Source organism: Myroides sp. C1519 (assembly GCF_038039755.1).
Taxonomy (GTDB): domain Bacteria; phylum Bacteroidota; class Bacteroidia; order Flavobacteriales; family Flavobacteriaceae; genus Flavobacterium; species Flavobacterium phaeum_A.
Map to the genome: position 1 here is coordinate 25,349 of NZ_JBBPHM010000023.1, position 16,843 is coordinate 42,191.

Annotated in this window: 13 protein-coding genes; 2 read left to right on the forward strand and 11 right to left on the reverse strand. The window is 28.9% G+C overall.

All coding sequences use genetic code 11. The features are described 5' to 3' along the window. Positions 1-122 precede the first annotated feature (122 nt). Positions 123-554: a hypothetical protein gene (locus AABL81_RS11845; RefSeq protein WP_341341124.1), complete on the reverse strand. Its 432-nt coding sequence runs from the start codon at positions 552-554 to the stop codon at positions 123-125. Between the two features lie 293 nt (positions 555-847). After that, the gene (locus AABL81_RS11850) at positions 848-1,663 is read right to left on the reverse strand and encodes a class I SAM-dependent methyltransferase (RefSeq protein ID WP_341341125.1); all 816 of its coding nucleotides are present in this window, start codon (positions 1,661-1,663) and stop codon (positions 848-850) included. Positions 1,664-1,915: 252 nt separating this feature from the next. Here AABL81_RS11850 and AABL81_RS11855 point away from each other — a divergent pair, with 252 nt between their 5' ends. Further along, positions 1,916-2,764 carry a hypothetical protein gene (locus AABL81_RS11855; RefSeq protein WP_341341126.1) on the forward strand — a complete coding sequence of 283 codons (849 nt, stop codon included), beginning with the start codon at positions 1,916-1,918 and terminating at the stop codon, positions 2,762-2,764. A 193-nt stretch (positions 2,765-2,957) separates the two neighbouring features. Here the strand turns inward: AABL81_RS11855 and AABL81_RS11860 are convergent, their stop codons facing one another. From AABL81_RS11860 to AABL81_RS11870, 3 genes are all read right to left on the reverse strand, one after another. Then, positions 2,958-3,668 carry a hypothetical protein gene (locus AABL81_RS11860; protein ID WP_341341127.1) on the reverse strand — a complete coding sequence of 237 codons (711 nt, stop codon included), beginning with the start codon at positions 3,666-3,668 and terminating at the stop codon, positions 2,958-2,960. 237 nt (positions 3,669-3,905) lie between these two features. Beyond that, complete coding sequence (locus AABL81_RS11865; protein WP_341341128.1) at positions 3,906-4,589, reverse strand: HNH endonuclease signature motif containing protein; 684 nt, start codon at positions 4,587-4,589, stop codon at positions 3,906-3,908. Between the two features lie 92 nt (positions 4,590-4,681). Then, entirely contained in the window at positions 4,682-4,942 is a 261-nt protein-coding gene (locus AABL81_RS11870; protein ID WP_341341129.1) for a hypothetical protein, read from the reverse strand. A gap of 159 nt (positions 4,943-5,101) precedes the next feature. Here AABL81_RS11870 and AABL81_RS11875 point away from each other — a divergent pair, with 159 nt between their 5' ends. Further along, positions 5,102-5,545 (forward strand): hypothetical protein, encoded by a 444-nt coding sequence (locus tag AABL81_RS11875; RefSeq protein ID WP_341341130.1) that lies wholly within the window; start codon positions 5,102-5,104, stop codon positions 5,543-5,545. Positions 5,546-5,788: 243 nt separating this feature from the next. Here AABL81_RS11875 and AABL81_RS11880 read toward each other — a convergent pair whose 3' ends face one another. From AABL81_RS11880 to AABL81_RS11905, 6 genes are all read right to left on the reverse strand, one after another. Further along, positions 5,789-6,535: a hypothetical protein gene (locus AABL81_RS11880; protein ID WP_341341131.1), complete on the reverse strand. Its 747-nt coding sequence runs from the start codon at positions 6,533-6,535 to the stop codon at positions 5,789-5,791. Between the two features lie 335 nt (positions 6,536-6,870). Next, positions 6,871-7,611: a hypothetical protein gene (locus tag AABL81_RS11885; RefSeq protein ID WP_341341132.1), complete on the reverse strand. Its 741-nt coding sequence runs from the start codon at positions 7,609-7,611 to the stop codon at positions 6,871-6,873. Between the two features lie 244 nt (positions 7,612-7,855). Beyond that, the gene (locus AABL81_RS11890) at positions 7,856-9,394 is read right to left on the reverse strand and encodes an ATP-binding protein (protein WP_341341133.1); all 1,539 of its coding nucleotides are present in this window, start codon (positions 9,392-9,394) and stop codon (positions 7,856-7,858) included. Between the two features lie 2 nt (positions 9,395-9,396). Continuing rightward, entirely contained in the window at positions 9,397-10,653 is a 1,257-nt protein-coding gene (locus AABL81_RS11895; protein WP_341341134.1) for an SIR2 family protein, read from the reverse strand. A gap of 138 nt (positions 10,654-10,791) precedes the next feature. Then, positions 10,792-11,778 carry a hypothetical protein gene (locus tag AABL81_RS11900; RefSeq protein WP_341341135.1) on the reverse strand — a complete coding sequence of 329 codons (987 nt, stop codon included), beginning with the start codon at positions 11,776-11,778 and terminating at the stop codon, positions 10,792-10,794. 731 nt (positions 11,779-12,509) lie between these two features. Further along, complete coding sequence (locus AABL81_RS11905; protein ID WP_341341136.1) at positions 12,510-16,430, reverse strand: AAA family ATPase; 3,921 nt, start codon at positions 16,428-16,430, stop codon at positions 12,510-12,512. Positions 16,431-16,843: the final 413 nt, after the last annotated feature.

Here is a 16,843-nt window from a genome sequence, read left to right on the forward strand (position 1 = left end):
TAGCAATAGTTGTTTTGTGGTGCTTGAGGTTATTTGTGGTTGTTTTTAATTCTACTCAAAAGAAAGCAGTAACGTCTAAGAATAGGTTGGATTTAGTGTGTATGGTTCCGTTGGTTGAAATATTAATCTTCGTTATAAACAACCGTTAGTACACAAAGGCCTGCTCCAGTTGTTATTTGGTACAAGATTTTGTTGTCATAGTCTTTCCATTCTGCTGTATCGGTTTGTACTAAGTTTTCTCTTATGTAACTTTTAAGCGTATTTATTTCTGTTTCAGGAACAAAAATTTTAAACATATAACACATTTCTGTTTTGTCGTCAAGTTCAACAAAGTACATCGCTATCGTTTGCGCGAATGTACCTCTGTCTTCGGTTTCAACTTCATCGTTGTATGTAATATACTTTGTGTTGTCGTTTGCAGTATGCGCTGTGTAATCGCTACCGTATTTTTGGATAATGTTCGTCTTCGTTTGAAAGATTTGAGCTGAGGCTGTTTGTAAGCCCATTAAAAAGAAAGCGGCTACTCCTAAGAATAGTTTGAATTTTGTATGCATAATTTACTCGTTTTATCAATAAATACAGGTTAGTTTAAAAGCGTTAAATTGCTGTATAGTAGTCTATTTTTCTTCTAATTTACTGATATTTAATGGATAATAAGGTTGTGTTTAGTGAACTGCTTGATAATTTGAGTAAAGGGGAGTAGGGAGCAAAAAAAACAACCTCTTTGGTAGGAGGTTGTTTGTTATTTTAGAAACGTACCTTATACTTTTTGAAGCAAATGACTTTTTAGGAGATGCATTTATACTGGTTTTGACGTTGTGAAAAGTTTCAACAGTACTTATTTTATCTACAAAGTATAAGGTGCTTTTTTAGTTGCAACAATTGAATACACCATTGGAATTTTGTTGTCTAAATGGGCTATTCTATACTTATGAGGTTCAAATTCTACGGTGTGGTTGAAACAATTATAAGGCGAGTAATCAAACTCATCAAGGGTGTTAATTTCAATGCCATTGCGGATTAAACTATTGACAACCTCGCTTAAGCTATGATTCCACATAACGTACGATTGAGAGATGTCTGCTTCTTTATCCGCATACGTTCCGTTTTCCGTTTCGACGATGGCTCCTGAATTAAAATATCTGTAACCAATTTTGTCAAAATCATCATCAAACATCCATACCACAGGGTGAAATTCGACAAACACAAATTGTCCGTTTGGCTTTAAGAATTTAGAAATAACCTGAGCCCATTTATCTAAGTCGGGTAACCAACCAATGGTGCCGTAACTCGTAAAAACAAGGTCAAATTGTTCGTCTAAATGGTTTGGCAAATCGTAAATATCACAGCAAATAAACTGCGTGTTAGCGTTTGTATCAGCCGCAATTTGTTTGGCACTTTCAATGGCTTTATCAGACAAATCAACCCCCGTAACCTTAGCGCCCAATCTGCTCAACGAGATTGTATCTTGTCCGAAATGGCATTGCAGGTGTAAAATCTTTTTTCCTGTGATATCGCCCAATAAGTCCAGTTCAATTTTATTTAGAGAGGTTTTTCCATTCAAGAATCCCTCAAGATTATAAAAATCAGACTTTAAGTGCGTATCCGTTCTGTTGTTCCAAGACTGTCGGTTTATTTCTAAATAATTCTGTTCTGCGTTCATTTGGTATAGGTTTAATACCAGCCAACCGTTTGTGTAAACAAGCATACATTCAGCAGGTTAGTGGCAATGCGCTAATGTAATTAAATTCTTCTATTAAAAGATTAGTGCGTTTAGCAAACAGTAAATTTAGTAACGCTGCTTGAGTTGAGGGAAGTTAGCGATAGTTGTTCGTTATTGGTAGTCAAGGTAGATTTTTGTACTTTTAAATAAAGTTTATAAGTAAGCTCTTAAAAGCTAATTTACACGATTATTATGAAAAAATTACTTCCCTTTTTTATGTTGACAAGCTTCCCTTTCTTTCTCTCGTCTTGTTCTAAAAGTTATGAGTTAGAACCAAGAGATGCAGGGCAATACGGATATGAGGTGTGGCAAGGGCATTTTATTGTACAAGATGGCGTGCATATCCCTTTGTTATTTGGAGTAGAAGGAAGTGAGGGAGTACGACAAGTACGCATATTTAGTGGTTCGGAATTAGCACATTCGAGTTATTGGCAAGAAGGAAGTGAAGGGCATACTGGTTTAGATTCTGTTCATTTTAAGTCAGGGGTACACAGTGAGTTTAGAGGGGTTAGAAATGGAGATACGGTATCAGGAGTATATTTAGATGGTGTAAATACGAAAGTAGAACGTGCCAAATTTGTAGTAGAAAAGAAGGACAAACAGGAGTCTGCTTTTCCACAAATAGCTAAGCCTACTGATGTTTCTCCCACAGGTACTTGGGAGCTTGACTTTGGTACATTAAAGGATTTAAGTGATGCTAATGAACTGCTTCGGTATACTATAGATAGAGTGAAAACCTTTGATTTATACAGAAATAATCATACTGTGATAGGCAGAGCGTATGGGGCTGGAGGTATTCAGGGTTTTGATGGGGTAATGACTGAGAATGGATTTATATGTTCTTCCTTTCATCAATCAGAGCCGTTTTTAATAGAGGCAACTTTTATAGATGAGAATACCTTTGATGCTAAAATTACGTCAACAACAGATGTGTATAAGGTGAGGGGGATACGCAAATCTCAAAATGCAGAAGATGCGGAATTTACGGGTTCTGTGATTCAAGGGATTTATTTGTCGCTAAAGGCTTTCTTTAGGTGGTAATTTAGGTGATGATTTAGGAAAGAACAACTATTTGCCAATGGAGTATTCTTTTGCGTGGTTATGCGTTAAAGCGTACTGGGTTTGGCAAACAGTCTATTTAGCAAGTACCATTGCTTGAGATGTGGTGTTTGCTTATAATGTGGCAAGCGGGATATATAAATGCGCTGTAAGCTATTAGTTTCTTTAGGAAGGGTTAGATTATATATTTGCCGAAATACTGCTTTAAAGCGTCCTTATTATACTTATCCTCTCCACGCCAATAAGTAACAAAAGTCCAATCGTGTTTTCCTTTCACTGGTCTGTCATAAGAAGCAGGTTTTAAGATGTCGATACACGCTAATATTTCGATTAGTATCTGGCGTTCGTCTTTGGTTGATTTGATAACTGATGCGAGGTTTTTTTCTAACGCACTTGGATAGTCGTTTGGTTGAGAATTTTCGATAACCGTTAGTATATTTTTGAAAATCTCGATATCCTCTATTGTAGGTTCTGGGATGTCTGCCGCTTGCAGTTGTTGAAGGTCAAACAAGGTGTAGACAAGTTCGCCGTGTCTTACGCCGCCCCATTTTATTCTTTCAAAGTTCAATACGTTTAAGTCTTTATCAACGTAGTGTTCATCGCCAATAATTCCGTATTTCAAATCTCTGCATATACCACACGTATAGCTTATGTGTGTTACGTTTCCGTTTAGATCATAACTTTGTCCGCTAATCGCCTTGGTGTATTTGTGAGGCGTTAGTTGCTTAGCAATGAAGTAAGAGGCTAAGCCAGAGCGCCAGTCTAAGCGTCTGGTAGATAGGCTGCTTAGGAAAGCTTTGGCTACGTGTTGTGTTGAGATGGTAGGCAGTATGTTGGCTATGAGGTCTAAGCAGGTGTCGTGCGAAATAGTTAGGGGGTCAAACATTAGTCCTTTTGCCTTGGCATAGGCCAGGTCGTCAGGGGTTGTTTGCCTGTCTTTTACGTTGATCCATCCGCTTTTCCAATAGGTTTTGAATAGTATGTTTTTAGCTTTTTTGTCCATTTGTGGTGTTGGTTTTGTTTTGCTAAAATAGGGATTTGTTTGTTAGGGGTAAATGAAAACAAGATACGTTGTGGGGGGTATCTTGTGGGACTCAAAGTTTTAAAAGTGTTTTTTAGGTATTTAGCTCTTTAGTTTAGATTTTATAATGATTACTTCTTCATATTTGATGTCTCCTTTAGTTATTTTTGAATGACAATTTGGACAAAGCATTAATAAATTTTCAAGTTCATTATTCATTGGGTTTTCATCAATATGGTGAATTTGAAAGTGTCCAACATCTTCATTTGAACAAATTGGACAAGTTGACTTTATCTCTTTTTGTAAAATTGATCGAGTTTTGGCTGGGATATTTTTTCTTGGTTTAGATTTTGTTTTTTTGCCATTTTCAAACATAAACAAACTAAATTCAGGGCATTCAGAATAATGTTGAGTTTTTAAAATTTTACGTTTAGGCTCATTACTCTCTTTATCGTATTTAGCAGAAGTACAGGCTTCTCCTTTGCATAGTGAGTTCATTGAATCAAAGAGATTTACTTCAGGACACATACCATCATAATGATAATATGAATTACCTTTTATCCAAGTCGGTGGTTCACCTTGTAAATCAATTTTTTTAGATAGGTAATCATTTGGCATTGTTCCGTCTTTAAGTAAAGCTTCCTCCATAGTTAAACCAGAGTCGTATTTAGCATAATCAGAATTAAAATAGATTGTTATAAATCTTCTACTACAATAGTTTAAGATAGGACATCTTAAAGGTAGATTCTTTTTATCTCCAATGTTGAAATATTCTTTTTCGTTCATTATTTTATAAAGGTTGAGTAAATGGGACTGTGTGTTGATGATAGTTGCAGATTAGAAAGGCTAACCTTTTAATTTTACTTTAAAAAACTAATTTATTTTACAAAATCTAATTCCTGTTTATCTGCTCTCAAATAAATTCTTCCTATTTCTTTTTGACAAACTTTAACTCGATTTGCAATAAAAATACTTCCCAAAGGATATTTATTTGGATCTCTAAAAACTTTAGAACTTTCAATAACTAAATCTGTTGGTATATTTTGACCTGAAAGCGGTCTAATTCTAATTCTATTTGTTTTAAGGTCTTTAAAACTTTCACATTTTACATTATCAATATAATTACCAATTATCAACATACTTATTCTTTATTATTAAATTACAATTTAAAGAGAAATACCTTCTTGGAAAGAAAGTGAAAAAAATCAAATTCTTGATTAAGGAATTGTAAGATAATCAATTTTTACTATCTTTAAGCTTGTGATTAACGTGATTTTTAGAAACAAAACATCTTCATTATGAATGAATACTTGAATTTTTTTCCTGAATTAATAAATATCCTTCTCTTAATCTATTTGCCAATAAATAATTTAGCCAATAAATATTTAGAGCAAAGAATATCACCAAGTATTCAAAGTCCCCTAAGTTGGCAAATTAATCAAGCAAAACCTTTTCACTATATTTTAAAAAGTTTAGGTAATTTGTCTATTGCTTTAGTAATTATTACTGCTATTATTATAGGTTTTAAATTCAAATGGTATTATTCAATATTTTTTTTATTGCAAGCTGTTTTAGTTCCCTCTTTACTTGTAGGTTTTATTAAAGGAATTTTACTGCGATTTTATGATAGGGGAGACTATTATTTCTGGAAGATTGAAACAATTGTTGGTAAAACTCGTTTCATAACTGTATTTGTTGTTGATATTCTCCTATATTACTCTCTTTTTAAGTTCATATTTTAATTATAGATAAATATTGAGTTTATAAAATTTTTCAGAATTGTAGGTGTTTAATTATCTTAGGTAAAGTCGTTTTGTTTCTAAGATTGTTTTCATAGTAGTGATGGGGGAACTTCTCTATTACCTTAGTTTACTTCAAAAATAAACCTCGCTTTAAAAGGTAAAACGAGGTATTTTATATTTTTGGTATAAAAAAATGAGAAATTTAAAACTTCTCCCTTATCCTGCTATTTCTCCAAGACAATGTTAGCTGCTTATTTTATCTTCTATCTTACTTAATAACAGCTTTAAATCATTTACGTTAGAAAGATCTAAAGACATTAGAAATGATTCTTCTATTAAGGGATCAGATAGACTTTTTAATTCAAGATTATTAGATTTTAAATTGAAATTGGTCAAACCTGCTTTTTTTGATTCGATATATTGCTGTCTTTTGGCAAAGAATATATTTTGATTTTCTAAACTAATTTTAATTAAAAATAAAATTTTTATAGATGTCTCATTTAGTTTATAAATAGTTTTTAGAAATTTAGTGCGGTCATTCTGAATGTTAAGATCTATTTCTCCTTGATATATTAAATGACAATTATTTTTGTCGATGTAAGAATTTATAGAAGATTCAAAAAGGGTTTTATACGACATTAAAACTTTTAATTCTTCGTTTTTGTTTTCCTCGTAAAATATAAAAGGTTCCCATTGTGCCGCTTTTTCTAATAAAGGTTTATCAAAGTGACCTGAAATTTTATTTCTTATATGGTTAATAAAATCTAATTCTTTTATTATTGTTTTTTTAAGTTTTATGAATTCTTTATTGTCTTTTAAATCTTTACTTACAAGCTGAAGTAGTTCTTTAAATTTATACAACGTTAAAATGTTATATTTTAATTCTCTGAAAAAAGTTTTAGGTTGTTCAAATGAGAGATTTGAATGAAAATATTCAATTTCATCTAATAATATTAAAGTCTGTATATATTGGGCTCTTTTTTTGATCATTAAATTGCATGTAATATCGTATTTAACAATTAAAGTAATATTCTATTTCTTTAAAAAACACTTATATCTGTACTTTATTAAACCGATAACTCTCATTATCGGTTTTCTTTGCGGAGAAAGAGGGATTGTCTCTTTATACTTCGTATGCTTTATAAATAGGGATGTTCACTTTTTTAAATTGTAGTGAGCACCTAATTCGGAAAAATTTAAACTATGATTGGAATCGCTTGATTCAAAGTCAAATATAATATTTAATAATTGATTTTGAGGAAAATAGAGTTTTTTAATTTATCTTTAAAATGTATATTTCATCAATGTGGTGTTATAAACAGATTTTATTTTTCTGTGAGGTTAGTTAAATCTTCAAATTTTTGATTATTTTGCTCGTTAATTATTTTAAGTTGATCTTCTGTAAAGTCCCAGACTTTTGTATTATAGTCTACCGTTAAGTTAGTATTAATCCATTTCTCTACTTCAGGGAGAATTCTATCAATTTGATCAATATAACGTCCTCTTTCAATTTTTGTTTGTTTACTATCCATATTAGAATATTCTAAATGTTTAATACGATATTGTACACGAAGAGCATTTCGTAAAGAATTATTTAGCGTTATTAGTTTAGAAGTTAAAAAGCCTCCCAAGTATACAGAGTTTAGAAAAATCCTTTCTCTATTTAATTGAAATTTTTTATCCTCCTCCTCAATTTCAGTATCAAATTGCGCCTTGTCAAAAAAATAAGTTCTTTGAAAATTAAAATACAATTGATAGGTTTCTGTCCAAATTTGGAGTTTTATTTCAATTGACTTTATAACAAAATGAGATGTAATTGAATTTCTTATTTCATCATTTCTGAAAAACAATTTTAATTTTCCCTCTAATTTACTATCTAATACACTTTGAAATTTAGCAAGAGATTTTTCAGATGTTTCTTCCGCTATCTTTTCTACAGACTTGCTTAACCAAGTGAAAAGTAGATAACCAATTAGGCCAAGTACAATTACTATTATTGCTCCTGTAAGCCCAAGAACCTTTTCTATTTGGTTTAATGCTTGTAAAGCTTTGTCAATTTCATCCACGAGATAATTAATTTAGTTTAACTATTTGTAATTAAATGTATTATAAAACAAGGTTGTTATAAATTTGTTACTAAATTGAAATCTGAAAAAACAAAAAATCAAATCAAAACTTCATAACATCAAGAAACCGTAATCTGCTAATTTTTTTAAAAAGCACAATGGGCTTTTATAGAAAAGAAAGCCAAAACTGAAAATTAAGTCTTATTCCGCTATCACAGCCAGCCGTTTTAGACATTATATAAATTTATAACGTTTTAAATATTTTAGGTGTTTCACTATGTGGTAATGGGTTCGCTTCTGCAATCTTTATTAATGATGAAAAAGTAAACGCTTCACCTAATGCTAAAGCTTGTTGTTGTTTTAAACTAGTCAATAAATCTATTTGAGATTTATCATCATATTCAATAGTGTTACGAATAAAATCTAAATCTCTACTATTTGTTATTTTATGAACTATTAAAGAATTACATTGTGAAATAACAGTATGCGATACTTCGCTTGGTCTTTGTGTAGACACTAATAAATTCACCCCGAATTTTCGCCCTTCTCTAGCTAATTTTTCAATATAATAGTTGTTCATTTGATCTGTTGAATCAGTAGATATGTAGCGATGAGCTTCCTCTAAAACTAATAGAATATTATCCTTTTCTCTATTTACAGGATTAGTTTTGTAATTGAAAATACTTTTGCTAATCATATACACAAAAAGTGATAAAATATCATTTGCAACTTTTAATGATAAGATCAAAACTTGTTCTGTTTCGGAATTTAAAAAATCTTCAATCGTATTTCCTGTTTTATTAAAGACTGCTTTAAATCTTTCATCAGAAGAAAAATGATTGATTCTCATAATGATATGCTTCAAAAAACCAATTGTAAATGTATCAGGAACCATAGCTCCTCTTTGGTTTACTAAAGGAACTGCATCTTCAATTTCAACTTGTAATGATGAAAATTCGTAGTATATTTTTTCATCTACATTTTCAGTACCTTTTAAATTTTTAACAGCTGTTTTTAAATAAGGTAGTACATTAGGAGAATCTTCTTTTAATAGTTGCGTTAGCTCATAAAAACTTAAATCTTTATGTGATAATTCTAAATCAGAATAGTCTTTTAAAACTATCCAATCAGGTTTTAAATTATCTACAGTATTGAAAATTTCAGAATACTCCTCGTTTGAATCAATAATGATTGTTTTTAAAGCTTTTGAATTTGTATTATTTAATCTGTTTTTTTCTAAATATACACTTTGTAATATTGAAGTTACAGTACAAGATTTTCCACTACCTGTATTACCGAAAATAGCTAAATGCTTCCCAAAAAGTATATTTGGGTCAGCAAATATTTTAATATCATTAAAGTAAATATCATTACCCAGTTCTAGCGATGGTTCATTGGGGTTAATTGTAGAATTGTAAATTGCTTCAAGTTCATTCTCTTCAACTGTTAATACATCACTATCTAACGTTGGAAAATAATCTATTCCTCTTTTAAACTTCCTCGAAATAGGATTATATGTACCTATAAGTCTAATTTTTGAAATAATAGTTTCGTTCTTAGGATCGAATAACATTTCTCGTTCCTTAGAAGCTTCGTACTGTTCAAATATAACACCGATTGCACATTGAGAATTGTACAAGGGAATAGAAACATAACTATTTAACATTCCTATTATATGTAATCCATTACCAGAAGATACAGGTTTAGAAAAGATATCCTTGTTATGGATAACTTCTAAATAACGATTCGAGATTTTATAAACTTCTCCTATTTTAAATGCCATAATTATTTCGCTAAACTTTTTAATGTTTCAATAATTGTATCTTTTGATGGTAAATAAGAATTTAAAGGAATTAGAAATTTAACATAGTTTGTAAAATCTCCGACTAATGCTCCCTCAAAAATTACAATTCTTTTATCGCTAATAGCTCGTTCTTTTAAGGTTTGTAAAAACAAAGGTGAACTATCGTCTATTAAACCATAATTATGTATAATTATTGTAAGATTTGGATTATATAACCCTGTTCTAATTATATCATTAATATGCTCATCTAAAAAAGAATAACCAATTATAACAAGGGTGTTTTGAGTTTCTGATAAACTTTTAGAAAGATTCCTAAACAATTCACTATATGGTAAATCAAGTGAATATGATTTTTTAGTTTGAATAGGATAAATCATTAAACTTTCGAAAGAAAAATCTTCTTTTTTTTCTGTATCTGAAATTTGAATTTCTTTAATGTTATATAAATCATTTAAACTTTCAGCATACTGCCAAGAGATACTTCCGTGTAATTTATAAATATTTAAATATGTAGTAATTCTCTTCCCTTTTTCAGCAGAATCTTGTTTAATGTATGTTTCATTATGAAAAGTATCCGGATCAAACTTTCTCATATGAACACCTCTAAAACCATTATTATAATTAACACCTATTTTTTCACAAGCATTTTCAAATGCTAAATCATAATTTGGTGTAAAAATTTTAGGCCTATTTAGATTCTCTTTTCTACTAATAATCTTATTTATAAATAATTCGTGAATACTTAAATTCTCTTTTACATAATCTATTGGAAATGGGACATATTTTTCAACAAATATTTTTAAAGCTTGGTCTAGATATTTTTTGATTTCTTCTGCAGAAGCTGGATCTTCTTTAATATTTAAATGATAAAGATATTCTTGATTAATTTTATCAAACTTTTTTTCTAAAAGAATTTCGCTTTCAAAGAACTTTATAAGTTGATTAATATGATCTTTTAGAGGTTCTATCTCCTTTAATTCTTTTATAATATCATCAAAAGGATTTTCTCCTTTATTGATTGTTTTACCTCCAATAGCAACAGATGTACCAGAACCACAAAGAAAATTTAGATTTTCATTTAAATAATATTTAGCTAAACTATTTAAAGGAATATTGTCTTCATCTCTAAAAAACTCGACCAAATCTGTATCGAGTTTTGATTTACTTTCTTCTAGTTCAATTAATTTTGTTGTTCCATCAATTGTAATAAAATTTTGAATTATTTTTTCTTGTTCCATTTATGAGTTGTATTAATTCGATTCATAGTTAGTTAATAACATTGCAGTTAACATTTCGTTTTTTTTGTGGGTTATAAAATAATGCTTCAATCTTAGTAAAAATTAGCAATTTTATCAAAATCCATGTTATGCAAAGTTTTATTCATGTCTAACTAGTTTGAATTCATTATTGTTGAGTATTAAAATAGCGTCCCCACCAATGTGTGATAGTCCACCTCGTATTGTACCTTTTTCATATTTTAATACAATTGGGTCAATAAGTGTGTAGGAAATTGCATCATATTTATCCTTGTAAAGTCCGTCTTTGCTGACAGGATAATTATCAAACATTTCTTTGTTATAAGACGGTTGCATAGCTTTAATTAAAGCTTTTTCAGCATCTAAAAATACTTTTTCTTGATCTAGGTAATTTTCTCCGAGAAACAAAGCAACCATATCTTTTGTGTCAGTTTCTGGTCCAAATGATTGAATTTGCAAATTGTCTTGAAACTCAAAGGGAAGAATTACAATTTCATTTGCTGGCAGTTGTTTTTCAGTTACAGGTACTTCTAAAGAAAGTATATCTTGAAATGTTGAATGTCCTTTTAGACGTTTTAATATATTTTGTTTTGTCGCTTTACCGACATAATGAACTTTGTAACATAAAAACGTCTTCCAATCTCCTTCAATATCACATTCTATTATTCCTATCATCCAATTTTGAAGTAGCTTTTCAGGTGAGAACCACATAAGAAACTCTTTTCCTTCTTTTTCGTGCTTTATTAATGAAAATCCATGAATGTTATTAAATGGAGGGGTAACCGGCTTAATTGTTTTGTCGAAAAAATTAAATGCAACATCAACTACATTATCATCCATTAAACCAAATCTTTCTTGGTCAAATCGTAATTTGCATTTTAAAATATTGGAATTTCCTTTTTGATGAATTTCAAAATTCAATTGGCAAACCGTTGGGTCGGGAATTACATTTTCAAAAGTAATAACAGGTCTTTGCCCAATTATATACAAACTAGCTTTCTCAAGAGCTCTTTCAATTGCTTTGTCGTTCTTAAGAACCGTAAATTCATAAGCTGTTAAGGGAGCATAAGCTAATTTAAGTTGGTTTAATAGACTTTTTCGGTTCATAAAAATTGTATATAACGTCTTTTTTACGAATAATCCGACTATCTGTCTCAAAAAAAATGATTAAAATAGTATTTCGTAAAATCAGAATGTTAAACTACTAGTTTTTTGTGTAAATAAGCTGTCTAAGAGAATATTTTAGTATATAACAAAATTTAATTTACAAAAAATTAGTGTAAATAAGGATATAAAATCAGCATATCTTTACTCGTTACATGTACAACTTATTGTGTTTCAAAATATTCAATTCGTATCTTATTACTTGCTTTCAAACATATTAAAACTTTCTCTAATTCTATTACAGAATTCCGTAAACCCCTCAATATTTTGAGTCTATCTACTATTTCAACAAAAAACTATTGACTTCGGAGTAGTTTTCCAGCCCTCTGCAAGAGCAAGTAGTTTTGAAAGCGAGAATCTCAATTTCGAGTACCTCAAAACATAACTTGCTGTTACTTTTGCAGTAACTTTTACTAATATAATTTAAAAGCAATTTTCATAACGCACACTTCTTAAATATCAGGTATATCTTCTAAAAGTATAATGTGAATATATTTGTATATATATGAATACATATATATACATATTACGTTGTAATTCAATAAGTAACTTAGTACTTGGATAAATATGTATATAAAATACATTTAGCTGTAAAATTATGAAAGTACTTTTACAGTTTAACAACTTAAAATAACAAGAGTCTATCTGATGAGAACAATTTCTTTTTTTAATACCTAAGAAACATCTTTTGAATTATTACCTCCTACTTCTTCATAACCATTTAATCCATTCTCAGAAACTTCCCGAGCTTGAATTGGTTGCTGAACAATTATTGTAGTATCTTTTTTAGTATTCTTTTCGATAAAGTCAATCATTTTTTCAATTTCTACTTGCGGGTTTCTCTTAAATGCAGAATAGAGTACACGATATACTTTCCAGCCAACACGTTCTAAAAATTCTTGTCTTTCTATATCATAGATTACATCTTCAGGAAGTGAATGAAATGGATCCCCATCACATTCAATTGCAATCATTTTACCGTTGTGGTAAACAACTAAATCTATTTTGAAATTTATATAAACATCCTTTTTCAGCTTATGATTATAAAAAAGTTCAGCTTCTTTTACATTATATTGAGGTTGAATATAACTGTATCCCTTTTCAATAAGAAATTTTGTTATATCATATTCGAACCAACTATCAAATGGTTCAGGAACATTATGTCTAAATCTTTCAATATTATAATTATCAATTTGTAAAGGTTGCATAAGTTTTACTTCATCATTGAAAAAAGCAAGAATTTTATTTCGGAAATCATTTGGTTGTAAATGGTCAAATTTGACAGAATGAAACAAAATCATCTGTTCTTTTGCTCTACTTAAAGCAACATTAATTTTCTTAAATTCATCTTGACTACTTATTATTGCTCTTGGTTTTGCATTTTGATTTTCTTTTAATTTTATAAAATCCAATGCGACACCTAATGAAACTATCATAACATCTCTTTCATCTCCTTGAAATTTAGGAGAATCCTCAATAATTAGTTTATGTTTATCTATTTTTTCCTTTCCAAATTCAGATGCTAGATCCTCTTTTATATCTTTAAGCTTCTCAGTGTGGTTTACAGTTCCTAAACTAACTACACCTATTGATTTATTAATATACAATTCATCATTCAAAATTTTTTGAAGAAACCGCTTTATTTCTTGAACCTCTTTGTGAACTATTTTATCTTCAGCAAAAGCATCTTTAACAAAAAAAGTTTCTTTTGGATTTAGTCTGTTTGAATTAATTTGTTTTAAAGGCCTTAGTGAATTATCATAGAATTCTCTTTTTGAAAATTCTATGATTTCAGGAACACATCTAAAATGTTCTTTAAGTGATAAATTAGAAGTCCCCGCAACCATTTTCGAAAGCATAAACAAACTATTATCACTTTTTATATGAAGTGCATTAGTACCTAAAAATTTCAGATATTTGTTTTTTATAGCCTCAAAATCGTTGCCATCTGCACCTGTTAAACTACTTGGAGATGTTTGTTTGTCATCTCCAACTATTATCATATTTTCAGCATAATAGCTTAAAATAAGGCTATTGAAATCTAACTGACTCGCTTCATCTACAATAATACAATCAAAGATTTCAGGTTCACTTCCGACTGAATTTAAAACATCGTTAAATTTCATCACCCAACATGATAAACGTTTACTTATATCAATGCTATTTTTACGAGTTAATATTTGATATTGTGTTTGATTTCGAATTTTTCTAGTGCTTTGAGAAAGATTGTATTTATACGCTTCTAAAAGATTTATGAATGCATCAATTTCATCTTTCTCAAACTTATTCTTAAAATTTGATTTGGCTAAATCAAATAAAATATCGCATTTGGCTTGAAATATTTTTTTATTGATAAAAAACAATTCTTCCTTACATTTTTGTAAATCAATAAATTCATTTTGTTTTATAAACTTATTTGCAGAAGCATATTCAAAGTTCTCACTTAAAATATAATGATTAGGAACATTATTAAGAGACGCAAAAGTATTCGGAAGTAAGTTAATTAGAGACTTTTTTAGATTATTAAAAGTCTGTTCAATTTCAATTTGTCTACCTACTTCAAGAAATTTGCTTTTTAAGTGTTCAAATTTTGGAACATTATCAATTTTATTCACAGGTAAAAATTCTGAAAAAATTGCTTTCATCGTTGATTGATCTATAATACTGTCAAGATCTTGAAGCATTTGTTTTTGGTCAGTCAAGTTATTACTTAGATTTTGTAGTTTTTCAAAATCCTCTTTTAATAAAATTGCTTTCCTGGATAATTCATCAATATTAAATAAATTAATCTGACTATATTCTGCGAAATTTATGAAATCAGAATCAAACTGGATTTGAGAAACAACATTTTTGTTGTTTTCTACTTTCTTTAGAACATCATTTAAAACCTTATATTTTTCAAATAAATTAGAATTATCATCAAAAGAAAATGAATAACCACTTTCTTTCAATGCATTGAAATTATTATTGATGACAAGAAGGTTTTCAATTAGAGATTTTAATTGAAATATTTCAATTTTATTATTACATTTTTTACCATTAATAGTAAATTGCTCCAAATATGAAACTCGTTTAAAATTTGAATTTGCAAGTCTTGTTAAAAAACCTGCTTTACCATTTTCAGCAAAAGACAAATAGGTTTCTATGTCTAAAAGATATTGTGTTCCATTGTGTATAAGATCACTGAAACCTTTATTTGTTGTCAGATTCTCTTTTGAAACATAAAAATTGATTTGTTTTTGAAGCTGATCTAATTCTTTAATATTTTTTAGAACAATATCAGATGTTGAAAATTTACTCGTAATATCTGTTATTTTTTCTAACTGTATTTTTAAAACCTTATCTTTAGAATATTCCGTTAATCCTAAATGAATTAATTGCTGATTGTAATTTTCTTGAATTGAAAGAAAATGTTTAAAATCAAAATGCTCCAATTTGTCTAAAACTATTGAAATATCAATATCTAAAGAATTACTATATCGAATTTCTATATCATATAATTCTTTATACTTCAATATATCTTGTCTAATTATTTCAAAATTAGATAATTCTTCATGTGTGAGTTCATCTTGAATCCAACTCCATTCTTTTGAATCTTTAGATTCAAATTTTTCAACTATTTGATAGGCTCTTAAATTGTTAAAAGAATCATTGATTTTAATTTGTGTATATTCTTTTTCAAGAGTTTGGATAATTTCAGATTTAAGTTTTATATATTCTCCTTTTAAACTGTCTAATTCATCTATTTTAGAATCAATATTTAGGTAAAAATTATCTGTAAGAATTTTTGAAATCTTTCCAATGCTTTTTTCTAAAGAAAACCTATTTTGATTGGTTTCTAATTGAATTTTTGTAAAAATTAAATCATCAAAAGTTTCTGGTATCTTATCTAATAATGATTCTAAAGCCTTGTCTGTTTGAGCTGTAACAAGAACTCTTTTACCTTGAGCTAACAAAGAGCAAAGAATATTTACAATTGTATGTGACTTTCCTGTTCCTGGAGGACCTGTTACAACTGTTAATCTGTTCTTTAAATAATTTTCATAAATCTGTTTTTGCTCTTTGTTAAATGGAAGAGGAAAAAAAACAGAAAAGTCGTCCTCTCCATTTAAGTTTTTGGCCTTGTATTTATATGTTTCAAAAAGTTTATCTTTAAAATAGTTTGGTTTAGTATATGAATTATTTCCTAATGAATCAGGATTTCTTACTAATAAATTGAATAACTTCGCTTCAATTTCATTTTCTCCATTATACTTAATGATTGAGTCGGTTAATTTTTCAAAAAAACGTGGTTTTCTTTGTTTGATATTTATAGCTGGAGAAAATGAAATTCTAAAATGACCTTCTCTAAAATTGTCGCTTTCTGGTCTATATACAGAATTTTCAAACTCAGAATTACTAGAAATTTTTTGAATAGATTTTGAGATTAACTCTTTAAAATCATTTTCATAAATATATTCATAGCCTAATTCCATAATTTGTTCTTCAAATTTATCTACAATATTTGATAATATTTCTTTCTCTATAGGAGTGTTATTTAGAAAGAAAAAATCTACATAAGGATTTTCTAATGTTGAAAATACGATTTTCACCACATTGTTTGAATCAATATCTAAAAATAGTGGAAAATGAAATAAGTGTTGATTGGTTTTCGATAAGTTTCCATTAGTGTTAAGTTTTGAATATTGAACGAATCCAACACTTAAAACAATTTCTAAATTTGAATCATTTTTGATGTCATTATATGCCCTATATAGCTTTGAATAAACCTCTTTATTACTCTTGAACTTTTTTAATTTTTCTATTTCAGTTTTACCTTCTATTGAACTTTGAAAGTTCTGAAGTTCTTGTTCATCTCCATTTATGCTTTCAAACTTATTCTTGACTTCATCAAACTCAATAATTCCAATAAATTTTTTTGGAATATTTATGTTGGGTTTTAAAGGTTTTGCTTGTATGTCTTCAAACTAATGTAGACTTTTAGCACGTAAATATAAGATAGTGTATT

Coding starts and splice junctions, on each gene's coding strand:
- AABL81_RS11875 (WP_341341130.1), top strand. CDS start 5,102: ATGAATGAATACTTGAATTTTTTTCCTGAATTAATAAATATCCTTCTC.
- AABL81_RS11850 (WP_341341125.1), bottom strand. CDS start 1,663: ATGAACGCAGAACAGAATTATTTAGAAATAAACCGACAGTCTTGGAAC.
- AABL81_RS11890 (WP_341341133.1), bottom strand. CDS start 9,394: ATGGCATTTAAAATAGGAGAAGTTTATAAAATCTCGAATCGTTATTTA.
- AABL81_RS11880 (WP_341341131.1), bottom strand. CDS start 6,535: ATGATCAAAAAAAGAGCCCAATATATACAGACTTTAATATTATTAGAT.
- AABL81_RS11895 (WP_341341134.1), bottom strand. CDS start 10,653: ATGGAACAAGAAAAAATAATTCAAAATTTTATTACAATTGATGGAACA.
- AABL81_RS11845 (WP_341341124.1), bottom strand. CDS start 554: ATGCATACAAAATTCAAACTATTCTTAGGAGTAGCCGCTTTCTTTTTA.
- AABL81_RS11865 (WP_341341128.1), bottom strand. CDS start 4,589: ATGAACGAAAAAGAATATTTCAACATTGGAGATAAAAAGAATCTACCT.
- AABL81_RS11870 (WP_341341129.1), bottom strand. CDS start 4,942: ATGTTGATAATTGGTAATTATATTGATAATGTAAAATGTGAAAGTTTT.
- AABL81_RS11860 (WP_341341127.1), bottom strand. CDS start 3,668: ATGTTTGACCCCCTAACTATTTCGCACGACACCTGCTTAGACCTCATA.
- AABL81_RS11900 (WP_341341135.1), bottom strand. CDS start 11,778: ATGAACCGAAAAAGTCTATTAAACCAACTTAAATTAGCTTATGCTCCC.
- AABL81_RS11855 (WP_341341126.1), top strand. CDS start 1,916: ATGAAAAAATTACTTCCCTTTTTTATGTTGACAAGCTTCCCTTTCTTT.